The organism is Verrucomicrobiota bacterium, from assembly GCA_016200005.1.
Classification (GTDB): Bacteria; Verrucomicrobiota; Verrucomicrobiia; order Limisphaerales; family PALSA-1396; genus PALSA-1396.
Genome location: JACQFP010000038.1, coordinates 40,164 through 54,613, shown reverse-complemented (window position 1 = coordinate 54,613; position 14,450 = coordinate 40,164). Strand labels below are relative to the sequence as shown.

13 protein-coding genes and 1 tRNA gene are annotated in these 14,450 nt (G+C 58.0%); 4 read left to right on the top strand and 10 right to left on the bottom strand.

The window, feature by feature from the left end; all coding sequences use genetic code 11:
* Window positions 1-22: 22 nt before the first annotated feature.
* On the top strand, window positions 23-1,405 hold the full coding sequence (locus HY298_14305; GenBank protein MBI3851429.1) for a galactokinase: 1,383 nt from the start codon (window positions 23-25) through the stop codon (window positions 1,403-1,405).
* Window positions 1,406-1,409: 4 nt separating this feature from the next.
* Window positions 1,410-2,360: a DMT family transporter gene (locus HY298_14300; GenBank protein MBI3851428.1), complete on the top strand. Its 951-nt coding sequence runs from the start codon at window positions 1,410-1,412 to the stop codon at window positions 2,358-2,360.
* An 89-nt stretch (window positions 2,361-2,449) separates the two neighbouring features.
* On the opposite strand, the gene HY298_14295 is transcribed toward HY298_14300, so the two are convergent.
* A complete protein-coding gene (locus HY298_14295; protein ID MBI3851427.1) occupies window positions 2,450-2,821 on the bottom strand; it encodes a metallopeptidase family protein in 372 nt (123 codons plus the stop codon).
* Between the two features lie 21 nt (window positions 2,822-2,842).
* Window positions 2,843-3,277 carry a transcriptional regulator MntR gene (gene mntR, locus HY298_14290; protein MBI3851426.1) on the bottom strand — a complete coding sequence of 145 codons (435 nt, stop codon included), beginning with the start codon at window positions 3,275-3,277 and terminating at the stop codon, window positions 2,843-2,845.
* Between the two features lie 96 nt (window positions 3,278-3,373).
* Here mntR and HY298_14285 point away from each other — a divergent pair, with 96 nt between their 5' ends.
* Window positions 3,374-4,267, top strand: a complete 894-nt coding sequence (locus tag HY298_14285; GenBank protein ID MBI3851425.1) for an SCO family protein — start codon at window positions 3,374-3,376, stop codon at window positions 4,265-4,267.
* Between the two features lie 7 nt (window positions 4,268-4,274).
* On the opposite strand, the gene HY298_14280 is transcribed toward HY298_14285, so the two are convergent.
* Window positions 4,275-5,846 carry a glycosyltransferase family 39 protein gene (locus HY298_14280; GenBank protein ID MBI3851424.1) on the bottom strand — a complete coding sequence of 524 codons (1,572 nt, stop codon included), beginning with the start codon at window positions 5,844-5,846 and terminating at the stop codon, window positions 4,275-4,277.
* 91 nt (window positions 5,847-5,937) lie between these two features.
* The gene (gene priA / locus HY298_14275; GenBank protein MBI3851423.1) at window positions 5,938-8,343 is read right to left on the bottom strand and encodes a primosomal protein N'; all 2,406 of its coding nucleotides are present in this window, start codon (window positions 8,341-8,343) and stop codon (window positions 5,938-5,940) included.
* Between the two features lie 111 nt (window positions 8,344-8,454).
* On the opposite strand from priA, the gene HY298_14270 reads away from it, so the two are divergent.
* Window positions 8,455-9,015: a lytic transglycosylase domain-containing protein gene (locus tag HY298_14270; protein MBI3851422.1), complete on the top strand. Its 561-nt coding sequence runs from the start codon at window positions 8,455-8,457 to the stop codon at window positions 9,013-9,015.
* A gap of 6 nt (window positions 9,016-9,021) precedes the next feature.
* Here HY298_14270 and HY298_14265 read toward each other — a convergent pair whose 3' ends face one another.
* The 6 genes from HY298_14265 to HY298_14240 all read right to left on the bottom strand — a co-directional run bounded on the left by HY298_14265 (window position 9,022) and on the right by HY298_14240 (window position 14,416).
* Window positions 9,022-9,732, bottom strand: a complete 711-nt coding sequence (locus HY298_14265; GenBank protein MBI3851421.1) for a lysophospholipid acyltransferase family protein — start codon at window positions 9,730-9,732, stop codon at window positions 9,022-9,024.
* On the bottom strand, window positions 9,729-10,334 hold the full coding sequence (gene ruvA, locus HY298_14260; GenBank protein ID MBI3851420.1) for a Holliday junction branch migration protein RuvA: 606 nt from the start codon (window positions 10,332-10,334) through the stop codon (window positions 9,729-9,731). The genes HY298_14265 and ruvA overlap by 4 nt, the downstream gene beginning before the upstream one ends.
* A complete protein-coding gene (gene ruvC / locus HY298_14255) occupies window positions 10,334-11,023 on the bottom strand; it encodes a crossover junction endodeoxyribonuclease RuvC (GenBank protein MBI3851419.1) in 690 nt (229 codons plus the stop codon). Before ruvC ends, ruvA begins: the two co-directional genes overlap by 1 nt.
* Complete coding sequence (locus tag HY298_14250) at window positions 11,023-11,994, bottom strand: hypothetical protein (GenBank protein ID MBI3851418.1); 972 nt, start codon at window positions 11,992-11,994, stop codon at window positions 11,023-11,025. Before HY298_14250 ends, ruvC begins: the two co-directional genes overlap by 1 nt.
* A 23-nt stretch (window positions 11,995-12,017) precedes the next feature.
* Window positions 12,018-14,213 carry a hypothetical protein gene (locus HY298_14245; protein ID MBI3851417.1) on the bottom strand — a complete coding sequence of 732 codons (2,196 nt, stop codon included), beginning with the start codon at window positions 14,211-14,213 and terminating at the stop codon, window positions 12,018-12,020.
* A 127-nt stretch (window positions 14,214-14,340) separates the two neighbouring features.
* Window positions 14,341-14,416: transfer RNA gene (locus HY298_14240), tRNA-Arg, on the bottom strand.
* Window positions 14,417-14,450 lie beyond the last annotated feature (34 nt).

Here is a 14,450-nt window from a genome sequence, read left to right as displayed (position 1 = left end):
TTCTCCGCCGACACCGCCCTGCATGAATCACTTTCCGAATACGGTGAAGGGACTCAGGCAGGAAGGCCGTTTTTTTTCACCGGGGCTTCCCATCGTTTGCAGTCGCGCACCCGGACGTCTCGATCTCATGGGCGGCAATGACGATTACACGGGCGGGCTGGTGTTTGAAGCGACGATCCGCGAAGCCACCTGGGCGGCGGTCCAATTGCGCGATGACCGGCGCATTGTTTTCTGGAACCCGCAAGTGAAGTCTCGCAACTGGCGTGAGCAAGCCGAGTTTTCTCTCGACGATCTCACTGGTGATGCCGAGGTTCGCGCTCTGGTCAATCGCGATTCCGCAATGCGCTGGACGGCTTATGTCCTCGGCATTTTTCATCTGCTGAAGAAGCGCTTTCCGGAAAAACTCAGTTGCGGGGCGAACGTCTATATTGAATCCGATGTGCCGCTGAACAAAGGCGTCAGTTCCTCGGCTTCCATCGAGGTCGCGGTGATGAAAGCCGCCGTCGGCGCGTACGGCATCGATCTCGTCGGCGTCGAATTAGCCGAGGCGTGTCAGTGGGTGGAGAATGTCATTGCAGAGTCGGCCTGTGGCATCATGGATCAGATCACGGTCGTCATGGGTGACGAAGGCTGCATTCTGCCACTGCTCTGCCAACCGTGTCTGCCGCGACCGCTGGTGCGCCTGCCGGCAGAGTTGCAGTGCTGGGGCTTTGATTCCGGCGTCAGCCACATGGTTTCCGGCATTGAATACGAGGCGGCTCGCGCCGGCGCGTTCATGGGCTACAAGATGATCTGCGACGCGGAGGGCCTCGAAGTTCGCCAGGACAATTCCGCCCAGATCCCACGCTGGACGGACCCGCGCTGGAACGGTTACCTCGCCAACCTTTCGCCATCGCTGTTTCGGTCGCGCTACGAATCACGCTTGCCGGAGAAGCTCAGCGGCGCTGATTACTTGCGAGCTGGCCAAATCCATGTCGATCCGTTCACGACGATGCGCCCTGAAGTCATCTATCGCATTCGCGCTTGCACACGCTATGCGGTGGAGGAGAATTCCCGGGTGCATTTGTTCGCCGAACTCGCCCGCGGAGGAGTTGGTTTTCCGCAGATGGGCGAAATCATGTATCAATCGCACTACGCCTACACGGAATGCGGCCTGGGTTGCGACGCCACGGATTTGTTGGTGGAACTCGTCCGCGCCGAGGGTGTCGCCAGTGGATTGTTCGGCGCGAAAGTTACCGGTGGCGGCGCGGGTGGTACGGTCGCCGTGCTCAGCCGCAAGGACGCGCGCCCGGCGTTCGACCGCGTCGTGAACCGCTACGCCGAGGTGCGCGGCATCACGCCGTACGTTTTTGAAGCCAGTTCGATGGGTGCGGACCGTTACGGCGTCACCGTTTTGGAATCCTGAAAGTATGGACACGACTGACACTTCCACAAAAGCGCATCCCCGGTCTCGTTTCCTCTGGTTCTTTTTCCTGCTTGCGCTGGTGAACCTGATGTGGGCGGCGCAGGGCACAGCGGTCAAATTTCTCGAAGGCAAGCTTGGGCCGATCGCCATCACTTTCCTGCCGTTTTACGTCACCACAGTTTTGTTGGTCCCACTGCTGATCTGCGAGCGTCGGCGTAATACCGGCGCGGCCACCGTGACGTGGGCCGACTGGGGCAAGTTCACCGCCGCCGGGGTCGGCGGGCAGGTGCTGGCGCAACTCGGCATGACGTGGGGCATCACCAAATCACTGGCGTCGAACGCTGCCATCCTCAACTTGCTCATCCCGGTGATCACCGCCGTGCTTGCTTCGTTCATGCTGCGCGAACGAATCACGGTGCTTCGCATCGGCTGCCTGCTCGTTGGACTGGCCGGCGTCTTCCTGCTGTCGGTGGAGGACCTCAGGCAAAGTTCTTTCCTGCGCACGAGCTACCTGTCGGGCAATCTGCTGATCCTGGTCGGCTGCCTCGGCTCGTCATTTTACAACGTCTATTGCAAGGGATTGCTCCAACGTTTCCAGGAAATTGAAATCTTGATTTTCAGTTACCTCACCGCCTCGGTGGCCAGCCTGCCGCTGCTGGTCTGGGTGGAGCCGTTCCAGTTTTCGCAACTGGCCGCACTCGATTGGCACGGATGGACGGCCTTCGCTTTCCTTGCCATTTTTATGTACGGGCTTTCGATGGTGCTGTTCTTTTACGTGCTGCAACACCTGCCGGTGACGGTCGCCTCGGCGTCGCTTTACCTCGTGCCGGTGTTCGGGATTTTGCTGGCCACCGGATTCCTTCACGAGCACTTGACCGCAGTGGCGCTGGCCGGCACCGCTATTGTGCTCATCTCGACCATAGTGATCATGAAGTGGGACACGTCGGCGGTTTGAGCGCGAACGTGTCGATTCGGCCCGCCACGGAACGGCGCGATTGCGGAGGTGGCCTTTTGAATCCTTTCGGGATTGGCGGAGGGTTGCCGTTACTCTAACCCGCGCTCGCTCAGTTCATCCTCATCCAAACCAAGGTAATGTCCAAGTTCGTGCAGGAACGTGGTGTGAACTTCGTCGCAGAATGTTTTCTCGTTGCGTTCGGCCAGTTCCCAGATGTTTTCGAGGAACAGAATGATCTGCGGCGGTAATGGGACTGATTCCTCATCGGCGAACTCCGGCCCAACGAACAGGCCCAAGGTGTCCGATTCGATGCCGTCGGCTTGCAACGCCCGGTTCGGTTGGCGTTCGAAGGTCACCGGCAGCTTTCGCGCTTTTTCCCGAAGCGGTAGCGGCAGCGCGGCCAACGTGGCATTCACCTCAGCGAGTGCGAGGGATTGCAATTTTTCCCAATCGAAGCGCATGAGAAAGAAGCTGCGCCAAAACTACTGCCTGGAATTCTTCCGGGATTTCCGAAAGACCTTCAAAGTATTGGGTTGATCTTCAAAGAACTGCGCCAAATCCGCCAGGATTTCCACCGTGGCCGGACTCAAATGATGCTCGATGCCTTCGATGTCACGACGTTGCGTTGCCGCGTCGAGACCGAAAATGGAAAAGAAACGGGAGAGCGTGGCGTGCCGGTTTTGAATCTTGCGGGCGACTTCGCGGCCTTTGTTCGTCAGCACGAGGCCTCGATATTTTTCGTAGTTGAGATAGCCGGCCTCGCCGAGTTTTTGCACCATGCTGGTGACGGACGCCTGCTTGACCTTCAACGACGAGGCGATGTCCACGACGCGGGCGTAACCCTTTTCCTCGATCAATTCATGGATGCGCTCCAGGTAATCTTCTGCGCTTTGACTTGGTGACATCGGCGTCGGCATGGTGAGCGAATTAACCACAAAGCGGCGAACGAAGGCAAGCGCGCGCTCCGCCTGAATGCGCGAGCAGCCTTGCCAGTCGGGGATTTGTCGGAGAAAATGAATTCAGACTTTATGTTGGATTTGAAGCATCTAAAAATGATTTCGACAGCGGTTGTCGCGGTCGCGTTCGTCGCCTGCACAGAACAGAAACAGACCTTTCACGTCAAAGGCGTGATTCAAGAGCTTCAGCCGGATGGCAAAACGGCTGTGATCAAGCACGAGGAAATCCCCGGCTACATGAAGGCCATGACGATGCCGTTCGAAGTCAAAGATGCCAAAGAGTTGATTGGTTTGAAGGCTGGGGACGTGATTTCCTTTCGCATGGTGGTCACGAAGAAAGAAGGTTGGATTGAACAGCTGACCAAATTGAGCGCGTCGTCGCCGACGGAGTTGCCGTCGCGACAAACCATCCGGCGCGTGCGCGACGTCGAACCCTTGAACGTCGGTGATTTGCTGCCGGAATATCATTTCACCAATGAATTGGGACAGGCAGTCAGCACGAGCCAGTTCAAAGGGCAGGCGTTGGCGCTCACATTCATTTTTACGAGCTGCCCGTTCCCGGAGTTTTGTCCGCGGATGTCGAACAACTTTGAGGAGACGCAAAAAAAGTTGGTGTCGATGCCCAACGCCCCGACCAACTGGCATCTGCTGACGATTTCGTTTGATCCGGAGGTTGATACGCCGGCGGTGCTCAAAGCCTACGCGCAAAGATTCCAGTCCGACCCGCGCCACTGGAGTTTCCTGACCGGCGACTTGATCGAAATCACGGCTATCACGGAACAATTCGGCCAGCAATTCTGGCGGGAGAAACCCACCGAACCCATCAGCCACAATCTCCGCACAGTAGTGATCGACACGCAAGGCCGAGTGCAAAAGATCATTTCGGAAAATAAATGGACGAGCGATGAGTTGGTGGCGGAAATCGTGAAGGCGGCGATGGTCAAACCGTGAGGGTTGTTTAATTCCAGTGCTTCAGGCTCGGCCACACTTGGGGCAATGGCTGCTTCAATCCCCGGCAAATGAGAATGGTATAGTGCTCCTCCGCCATTGCATACGGGTGGTGCATGGTCGCCGCTTCTTCCACGCTGGCGAAATTCTGCCTCGCCTTTTCGCGGTTGCCTTGAAGAACAATTACCACTTCACCCGTATAGTCGCGCGGTCCCCAGAAAAAGTAATTTTGGTGGGGACAGATGGCTTTGGGCAGGCCGTAGCGCGGTCCGAACAAATCGATGGCGCCGGCATCACCGTAGCTGCTGGCGAAGATGGCGGCCTTGGCGCGCTCCTCGGGCGGCAGACTGTGATAGACCCTCGCCACAGTTTCAACCAGCTCGGGCCATCCGAACATGTCGCCGAAGTGTTGCGGCAGCGGGCCAATGTGCCCAACCTCCGCTTTAGGTAGCTTGAGGCCCAAAGCACTTTGATAGCGCAGGAACGTTTCTACGGGCAAGATGGGCAGAACCAGCGGCGCGCTCACCACGCCGGCGGCCACAAGAACCACAGGGTAGGCGACCTTCAACCAACTGAGGGCGCGCCGGGCTTGCAGCAGTTTCTCACAAACAGCGGCGCCGGCGGCGAACAACATCGGATAGACCGGCAGCAGGTAATAATTCTTGCCCTTCAGTGTGATCATGAGCGCGAGCACGACCACGTAAGTTATGCCCAGCAGGCGAAAGCGTTTCCCTTCGGCGTCGAAGAAGAAAAACCAAAGCCCGGCCAGCCACACCGGCGCCGTGAGTGGCAGCAGGATGAAGATTTGCTGGGCGATGAATTGGAGCGGCGAAAGCACCACGTTCTTGCCGGTCTTTTGCACATTGTTCAGCAATTCGAGTGTCGCCCACTGATGTCGATACTCCCAAATCAGGTTCGGCAGAAAGATGGCGAGAGCCAGCGCACCAGCGAGCCAAATCCATTTGTTGGCGAAGCAGCGGCGCTCTCGTGTGAGCAGAAGACCCGTCACAACGCCGAAGCCGAAAAAGAGCATGGAATGTTTGTTCTGGAGGCCAAGCCCTGCCAGCAGGCCAAAACCGATCCAATAGCGTGGGTCTTTGCGTTTGATGGCCAGGATGACCAAGTACGCGCAGCCCATCCAAAAGACCGCCTCGAAGGCGTTCATCGTCAGCAGCGTGTCGAAAATGAGATAGCCTGGAGCAATCAACACACAAAGACACGCAAGCGTGACGGCGAAACGTTTCCCGCCGAGTTCAATTGTCATCAACCCCGTTAGCAGAATCGTCACCGCGCCCGCGACCGCCGGAAAAAACCGAATGGCAAAGAGCGAGTCGCCGAGGACCGTGCGACTCAACTTGGCCACCAGCGCGATCAACGGAGCGCAATCGGCATATCCCCAATCCAGGTGTTCGCCGCAGGCAAGGTAGTAGAGTTCATCCCGGAAATAGCCGTATTGACCGTTCGTCAGGAAATGAATCAGCAGATCGGTCAGCGCGAAGTAAATGGCGATGGAAACGGCACTCGTCCAACAACCCGGGTTCGATCGGGCTTGAGATTCAGAAGTGGTCGCGCCGGTGGTCATGCCTGCCTTGTATCCTACATTTACATGGAAGGGAGCAACATTTTTCCCGATGGGTCTGAGCCGTTACGGTTCAGAACGGAAGCTCGTCACCTCAAGCCAGATTCACTGGATCAATGTCCACTGTCAGCGAGATGTCCTCCGGCAACGCCAGCGACTCCATCAACTTCGCCAGGTGTTGACTGAGCTTCGTCATCTGGCGGGTGCGCAGCATGATTTGATAACGATAATAGGTTTCGGCACGCGCCAGTGGCGCGGGCGTGGGACCAAGCAGAATTAAATCGCGAATCGGATTGGTTCGGGGAGCATACGCGCCCTCGCGTGTCGCTGACAACGCCTCGTCGTCAGCCCGAGCGGTTGACGAGGCGTCAACCGCCGCAGCCGAAGCGGCCGCGCTCCCCAGAAGTTTTTCCAACTCGCGTCTCAAATGGTCGGCGGAGAATTTCACCTTCTCTTCATTGCGTCCCTTCAACGTCAGCAACGCAATGCGGCTCACAGGTGGATATTTCAATTGTTCGCGGAATTCAATCTCCTGCTCGTAGAAACCAGCGAAGTCATGTCGCCGCGCGTACTGAATGGCCGGATGAAATGGCGTGAACGCCTGCACAAAAACCTCGCCCTCGACATCGCCGCGACCCGCGCGACCGGCAACCTGAGTGAGTAATTGGAACGTTCGTTCGCCCGCCCGGAAGTCAGGCTGATGCAGACTCAAGTCGGCGTAAATGATGCCGACGAGCGTGACGTTGGGAAAATGCAGTCCCTTGGCGATCATTTGCGTGCCGACCAGAATATCGATCTTGCCGGTGCGGAAATCACCGAGCGTGCGGCGGTAGTCCTCCTTCCGCTTCATGATGTCGGAATCCATCCGCTGAACGCGGGCGTGGGGAAATAATTTCGTCAGCGTGTGTTCGACTTTCTCCGTGCCCAACCCGGCATAACGGATGGCCGGGTTGCGACATTTCTGGTTGGGACAAACAGCCGGCACCGGCGCGTCGTGGCCGCAAATGTGGCAGCAAAGCTTCTGGATGCGGCGATGGTAGGTGAGCGACACGCTGCAATTGGGGCATTCCGCCACGTAACCGCACAGCGGGCATTGCAACGAGGTGGCAAAGCCGCGTCGGTTCAGGAATAAAATTGTCTGCTCCTTGCGCTCCAGTCGTTGCGTGATGGCTTCCTTGAGTTGTGGCGAAAAGATGGGCGTGCCCTTTTCCTTACGGGCGGTCTGGCGCATGTCGATGACCCGCACGAGCGGCATTTTTTTATTGTCCGCGCGCTCCAACAACTCAAGCAACGTGTATTTGCCCTTTTTGACGTTGTAAAAACTTTCGAGCGATGGTGTCGCCGAGCCAAGCACCACGGTCGCGCCTTCCATCTGGCCGCGCACGATGGCGACATCGCGGGCGTGATAACGCGGGGCTTCCTCTTGTTTGTAACTGTGCTCGTGTTCCTCATCCACGATGATCAAGCCAAGCGGATCGACGGGCGCAAAAATCGCCGACCGCGCGCCGATGACGATGCGCGCGCGACCCTGACGAATCTTGTGCCACTCATCATGACGTTCCCCTGCGGATAAATGGCTGTGCAACACGGCAACCAACGTTTGCAATCGACCGGAACTGAAGCGCGCCTTGAAACGTTCGACGGTCTGGGGCGTGAGCGAAATTTCCGGCACGAGGACAATGGCGCCTTTGCCTTGCTCGAGCGCGTGCGCGATGGCTTGCAGATAAACTTCCGTCTTCCCGCTGCCGGTGACGCCGTGCAACAGAAAGGTGGAGGAGAAAAGGGGACGAGGAGCAGAGGTGACCTGCAACAGTTGAGCATCGCAACTCGGCTTCTCCTTTTCTCCCTTTCCCCCTTTCCCCTTTTCCTGGTCCATGACCTTTGTGATCATCACAAGCGCCTTCGCTTGCTCCTGATTCAACACGAGCGATTGCGTCGGCAAAATGTGTTCGCGGGCATAGGGATCGCGTTCGGAAATCTCTGTTGTGATGGCGAGGAGTCCTTTGTCCTCCAGCCGACGCACGGTGCCGGCGGTTGTTTCCGCAAGTTCAAGCAGTTCCTGCAGGGGCATTTCGCGGCGTTCCTCGATGATGTTCCAGACTTCCTGCTGTCGCTTGGCCAACTTGGGCAGGTCGCCGGTGAAGGGCAGAACGCGCACGAACAACTGTTGTCGCCAGCCTTCCTTTTCTTTGCGGACAGCTTCTGGCAAAACACTTTTCAGCGCGATTTCCGGCGGGCAGCAATAGTAATCGGCGATCCATCTTGCCAATCGCAGAACCTGGGGCGTAACCAGCGTTTGCCGACCGACCACTTTCAAAATGGAACGCAAGTTCGTGTGCGTTGATTCCTCGACGAGCGTGGTGACGCATCCCATCACCTTGCGCGGCCCGAACGGCACCTGGACGCGACTGCCCACGTCGATCTGCGCCGCCAGTTCGGGCGGGATGAGATAATCGAACTCCTTGCGCAGCGCAATTTCGAGTGTGACGCGGGCGATCATTTCGGCAATTCAAAGTTAGAAATTCAAAATTAAAAAGGAAAACCTCCATGCCACCTGCCGAAAGTGTTAATTTTACATTTTTAATTTTTAATTTCCCGTTAAAACTGCGCCGTGAAATTCCGCTGGCTCGGTTTGGCGTTTGCCTTCATCCTCGTTGTCGGAGGCATCGGCTATTGGCGCTGGTACGACTGGCGCGACCACAGTCAGGACGCGGTGATTCTGGCCGCGGCGCGCCGTTACGGGGTTGAACCGGCGCTGGTCAAAGCGGTTGTGTGGCGCGAAAGCCGATTCAATCCGAAGGCCCACGGCAAGGCGGGAGAATTCGGACTGATGCAGGTGCGCGAGACGGCGGCGAAGGAGTGGGCACAGGCGGAAAGACTCAATGCGTTTTCGACCGCACATCTGCTCGATCCCGGCACCAACACGCTCGCCGGCGCCTGGTATCTGCGGAAACTGTTGAAACGTTACGAACGGACGGACAACCCGCTGCACTACGCGCTGGCCGATTACAACGCGGGTCGGAGCAATGTTCTGCGCTGGAACAAAGCGTCAGCCGCTACCAACAGCGCGATATTCGTCGAAGCGATTGATTTTGGCGGGACGCGCAAATACGTTCGTGCAGTGGTTCGCCGTGCCGAACAGTATCGACCGCTCTTCAAACCGAAGGAGTGAGGCCACTCAATCTCTCGTAATGTCCGCCAACGCCTGCTGAAGTTGTTGACGCAACGCCGCGCGTTCTTCACTCGTGGCGTTGCGTGGAACGCAAACTGGTTTTTCCAGGATCATCTCACAACGCGAAAAGGGCAGTGGAATCTGAAAACGATCCCAGCTTTTCATCTGGATTTTCCGGTGCGCGCAAAAAGAAAACGGCACGATGGGCAGGCCGGTAAGTTGGGCCAGGGACATCACGCCCTCCTGGACGATGTAACGCGGCCCGCGCGGACCGTCGGGAGTAATCGCGAGGTCGTAGCCGCGCTCCGCCCACGAGGTCAATTCAAGCAATGCCTGTGGCCCGCGACGGCTGGAGGAGCCGCGCACCGGTTGCACGCCAAAACATTCCAGGACGCCCGCCAGCATTCCTCCGTCCCGGCTGGCGCTGACCAGCGCCGCAAGACCACGGGCTTCCGTGCGCGGCTGGATGTATTCCTGGTAAGCCGCCATGGAAAGCGAAAGTCGATTGTGCCAGATGCAGTAAATTGCCTGCCCGACGGGTGGCGTGGAACAAAGACCGGAGCGATCCTGCCAATGATAGCGCAATGTTGCTGCGAGGCCACGAAGCAGAACCCAGATCATCCGCGCGGCCACCCGCTGGTGCCATTTCGTCGAATTCGGAATGACAACTCCGGATTTTCGTATTGGCGTCACGGCGGCTTTTTCGACCACAGTCATGCTCCCTTTTTCAAACATGCGCGGACCAGATCTTCGACGGTTGCATCCACTCCCAGCGAACTTTGCGCGGCGCGGACGGCGTCATGCGCGTCAATTTGCTTGAAGCCAAGCGCAATCAAAGCCAGCACCGCGTCGTTGATCTTTTGATCGGCGGGCGACAGGGCGCGTTGCGCGCTGCTGGCTTCCCACGCGCCCGCGGCGCCGACCTTGTCCCGCAATTCAACCACGATGCGCTCGGCGGTTTTTTTGCCGACGCCGGAAATTTGCGAAAGCGATTTGACGTCGCCTTTCGCCACCGCGCCGCGAAACGCAACCGCGTTCATGCCGCTCAGAATGTTGAGCGCGATTTTCGGGCCGATGCCGCTGACGGTATTGATGAGCATGCGGAACAATTCGCGCTCGCCTACAGTCATGAAGCCGTAGAGGACGTGGGCATCTTCGCGCACGACCAGATGCGTGAGCAGTTTCACCTCACCGCCCGGCGCGGGCAGCTTGTCGAAGGACGACAGCGGGATGAGCGCTTCGTAGCCGACGCCGTGGACTTCGACGATCACCTGGGTCGGCAGCGCTTCGACGAGTTTGCCGTGGAGAAATGTGATCATTAAATCTTCTTCGGCGCCGAGAAAGTGTAGCGCCCGTTTTGCTGCGCATGCGCCAGCGCGAGGGCGAGGGCATCGGCGGCGTCGGGCGCGGGCGGCGTGGAGAGGTGCAACAAGCGCTGCACCATTTTAGCAACGGCGAGTTTTTGCGCAGCGCCGTAACCGACGATGGCCTGTTTCACTTTGCGCGGCGCGATTTCGTAAATCTCCAGGCCCGCTTCCGCCGCCACTACCATCACGGCGCCGCGCGCCTCGCCCATGATCAGGGCGGTTTGCAGGTTTTGCGCGTAGAAGAGTCCCTCCACCACGCACACGCCGGGGCGATGTTGACGAAGCACTTCGCGCAATGTTTCGGCGATCTTCACCAGGCAACGGGAATGTTCCCAATTTACGGGGCAGGCGATGGTCCCGTGCGCCAGCGTTTGGGGATGCGGTTTGGAGAGACGAATCACGCCGTAGCCGGTGCCGCGTAACGAAGGGTCGATGCCGAGAATGACGGAGTTGGCGGCGGCGGTCGGGCGAAAACTGGATTCCAAAACCGGCGCCACGCCGCGCCGCCAACCGCCGACGCGGCTTCTCATCTGCTCAAATTGCTGCGGGGTGATGCCCATGCGGCGATATTGCCAAAGCGAAACGCGTTGCAAAGCAGAAACGCGGGAGCGGTGAGGCAAATCACGATGAAACACTCCCATCACGGCACCTGCCGCGCCCGATAGAAGCGCCGTGAGAAATTCGTCGCCGCCGAATCCACAAAATCAAATGTGCCATCAGTGGCGTTGTTGGTTTTGAGCGCGCTCCAGTTGACCAGATTGGTCGTGCCTTCAATGACATAGCTGCAACCGGCATCGCCAGTCAGGCGCAGGATGAATTGTCCATCGCCTGTGCGGCCCAAGGATTGCAGGCGGACGGGCGTGGGAAGGAGGGATTCCGCGGTGATCTGATAGTTGTCGAAGAGCATGAAATTGTTGCCGGGCGCACCGGGCGTAAAAATGAACCATACGGCGTCCACATCACCGAGGTTGAGCGACGCGCCGACCTTCGTGATTGATTTGTTCGTGACGAGTAGATTGGCGTCGAGTGTGGCGCTCCACTTGTTTGAGGTAAAATTCATGGCGATGACCAGTGAATGGGGCCGGTTGTTCGTGAAAAATTTGCCGGTGCTGATGAAGCCATTCGTATCATCCAGCGCGTAATAAATCCGCGTGTTGAAGTTGTCGAAGTCGAGGGTGAACAACCGGTGTCCTTGCGCGTTGTAAACGCTCCAATAGAAATCGTCGTACTGCCCATTGGTGGAGTCGTCGATCTCCATCATGACTGAAAATTTGACGATGGGCCGGTTGGTAAGGTCCGGCACTAGGTTGATCGGACGCCAGACGTTCAGCATGTCATATCCGGGATTGGGCGGGGCGAAACCGATGTAGGCTTGTTGCCCGAGGCCCGGAAAGAAATTTGTCACCAGTCCATTGCCGCCCGAACCGGCGCCAACCCAGCCATTTTGGCCGACCAGATCGAAGTTGCGGTTGTAAGCCTCGGCAGCTTCAAAACCGGTAGAATAAATATTCGTCGGGTTTGAAGCGTGCAGTTGAACCGACGAACAAATAATGACGAGCAACGGCGAAATCAGGAGACAAGGGTTCGCTTGGTTGAACTGTGGTAGCTTCATAACCAGTCGTAACCGAAGGGAACTCAGCGTTTGCGGTCCCCTCGATCGGAATTTTGCGATGCGGGTTGAGAATTTCCGCGCGGAGCTTCCTGGCGTTGCGAGTGCTGGGGTGCAGGCGCGAATGACGGTTGCGACGGTGGCGGCGAATACGCCGGTTGCGCCGGTCGCGGCGAATACTCTGACCGGGCAAACTGCGACCGGGCTTGGAAGTTATTTCGATGTTCCACCTGGTTGGGCTGCGAATACGCAGGCGGAGCCGGGTTGAACTGCGGGCGGGCGGGCTGAGCGTACACGGGTTGGGAAGGCGCTTGCCCCGGCGGATTGAATTGCGGCCTGACCGGCGCAGCTTGTGGCGCGGATGAACCGTCTCGGAAGGAACGTGGTTGCTGGCGTTCGACTCGCATTGGTTCTGGCGCGTGATGCGGCGCGGGCCGCACAGGCGCAAATGCTTGCGCTTGCCGTGGCGCCGGCTCTGCCTGAGATTGATTTCGCGATCCAATCGCCCGCGCCGATTCATCGCCTCTCGGGGATCGGTTATTCACGGTTTGGCCAATGTCAGCGGTAGCGGCTGTGGAGGGCGTGTACGGCGCGCGGCGCGGTTCACCGCGAATTGTCAGGCCGTTGCTGGAACGGGTGACGGACACGCGGGGCCTTTGATTTTCCGACGGCGAAGTTAATTCCGCGAGATTCTGTGGCGTTGCAACGCGCGGGTTCGTCCTGTTGCCACGGGAAGAACCGGCTAAATCGCTGCGGGAGGTGACGGTGGTGTCGCTGCGGCTGATTGCCAGACGAGTTGTGACAGATTTGTTCGGAGCTGTGGCTCTATCTCGATTCTCAAGACGGGCGCGTCCGCCGGAGGCCGCAGGCCGGGCAGGGGACGGCGAGGGCAATTGCGGGCGATAGACCACCGGTTTGCTGCCCTCCCTGTCCAGATGATCGAATTTGATGATCCGGCCGGCGGGCGCCGGGGTATCGCGGATGGCGACCTTGCGGATTTCCGTGCGGGTGACGGCGGCCACGTGCGCAGGATCGATACCTTCGTTGATGACGACGTTGTTGTTGTTTCCTTTGATTCTGATTTTGTTAACGAACTTCGTCTGGTTGAAGACCGTCTGGACATGCGCGGGCGACACCCGATAGCGGGAAGGTGAGTAATCACAAAAGCGATCGAAGGGGATGAAATTATAGTGGTGGGCGCGCAGTCCAAATTCAAAACCGAATCCCACCGAGCGATTGTGGAACGTGAAGCCGACTCCGGGCGCAAAACAGGCCTCGGGCGGCAGCGGTGCCCAACCACAGTAATCGTTTGAATACCGCCACGAAACCCAAGCTGGTCCCCAGGTGCAATCCGGCGACCAAACCCAGCCGTAGTTGGCGTGCGACACCCAGCGGCCATAGTGGAACGGCGCCCAGCCCCAGGAATAGTCCGAGAGCCAGTACCAGCCGCAATCGCTGTAAATCCAACGTCCGCGGTCGCAGTAAGGCTGCCAGGTTGGATTCAAACAGACGACGGTGGGCTGCCAGCACAAACCGTAACCGCTGACGTTGACCCAATTGCCGTACGGCGCGAGTGAGTTATAGAAGTAAGAGACAGCCCCGGGTTGCGGCGCATAATCAGTCCCGGCATAAGTCGGCGTCAGCGGAGCTTCAACGGCTGACTCGATGGGCAGTTCTTCTGGCTGCGGAATCGGTGTTTGTTGCGCGGGATAGACATTAGTGGCTGGTGAATTCAGTGCCAGGCCCGGTGGGAGTGGGCTGGGTTCGTTCCCTGCCAGTTTGCGGGCAGCGCTTTCGGGTGAGGTGTCCTGCTGGATCATGGCGGTGATGACGGAGGAGGGAACGCCGAGGTCGTTCAGATAAATGATTTCGTCCGAGCCAAGATCGAAGACGTGGACGAAGTTGGTAATGTAAGCCATCATCACATCCTCCCCCAAACCGGCTTGCGCGAGTTTTATGACTTGGGCCAGATCGGGAGAAATTCTCAATTCGGGCGGTGCAGGATTGTTGGTCGAAGGCGGGAAAAGTTCGTTTGGCCCGGCTTCGCCCAGCGCGAGCGCATTCGTTGACGCTACCAACACGGAGCCACTTGCCACAGCATTGATCTGTGGCGTGCTCACTGGCGGGGTGGTTTGGCCAATAACTTTCAAACAAACGCCCACAACGGCGACACCACCAGCCAACAACGCCAACTGCCAGACTTTGAGAATTGGAGTTTTCATAGGTTTTTCCTAATGGAGTTTAAGGGCACGTTTCATTCAACTAATCATCCTTATTGACTGGATAAGCGGCGTTCGTATTCACGGTCTCAGACGCCGAGATCAAACTACCCAAAAAGTTGCCCGGTTTTGGTACTCCCGCCCGGAATTGAACCGGGATCAACGGTTTAGGAAACCGCTGCTCTATCCATTTGAGCTACGGGAGCCGGTCATGCGCGCACGAGAATAAAATGAAATTGA

Bases quoted from the DNA above. Each gene is read 5' to 3' on its own strand.
- HY298_14305 (MBI3851429.1), top strand. From the start codon at position 23: ATGAATCACTTTCCGAATACGGTGAAGGGACTCAGGCAGGAAGGCCGT.
- HY298_14300 (MBI3851428.1), top strand. From the start codon at position 1,410: ATGGACACGACTGACACTTCCACAAAAGCGCATCCCCGGTCTCGTTTC.
- HY298_14295 (MBI3851427.1), bottom strand. From the start codon at position 2,821: ATGCGCTTCGATTGGGAAAAATTGCAATCCCTCGCACTCGCTGAGGTG.
- mntR (MBI3851426.1), bottom strand. From the start codon at position 3,277: ATGCCGACGCCGATGTCACCAAGTCAAAGCGCAGAAGATTACCTGGAG.
- HY298_14285 (MBI3851425.1), top strand. From the start codon at position 3,374: ATGAATTCAGACTTTATGTTGGATTTGAAGCATCTAAAAATGATTTCG.
- HY298_14280 (MBI3851424.1), bottom strand. From the start codon at position 5,846: ATGACCACCGGCGCGACCACTTCTGAATCTCAAGCCCGATCGAACCCG.
- priA (MBI3851423.1), bottom strand. From the start codon at position 8,343: ATGATCGCCCGCGTCACACTCGAAATTGCGCTGCGCAAGGAGTTCGAT.
- HY298_14265 (MBI3851421.1), bottom strand. From the start codon at position 9,732: ATGACTGTGGTCGAAAAAGCCGCCGTGACGCCAATACGAAAATCCGGA.
- ruvA (MBI3851420.1), bottom strand. From the start codon at position 10,334: ATGATCACATTTCTCCACGGCAAACTCGTCGAAGCGCTGCCGACCCAG.
- ruvC (MBI3851419.1), bottom strand. From the start codon at position 11,023: ATGGGAGTGTTTCATCGTGATTTGCCTCACCGCTCCCGCGTTTCTGCT.
- HY298_14250 (MBI3851418.1), bottom strand. From the start codon at position 11,994: ATGAAGCTACCACAGTTCAACCAAGCGAACCCTTGTCTCCTGATTTCG.
- HY298_14245 (MBI3851417.1), bottom strand. From the start codon at position 14,213: ATGAAAACTCCAATTCTCAAAGTCTGGCAGTTGGCGTTGTTGGCTGGT.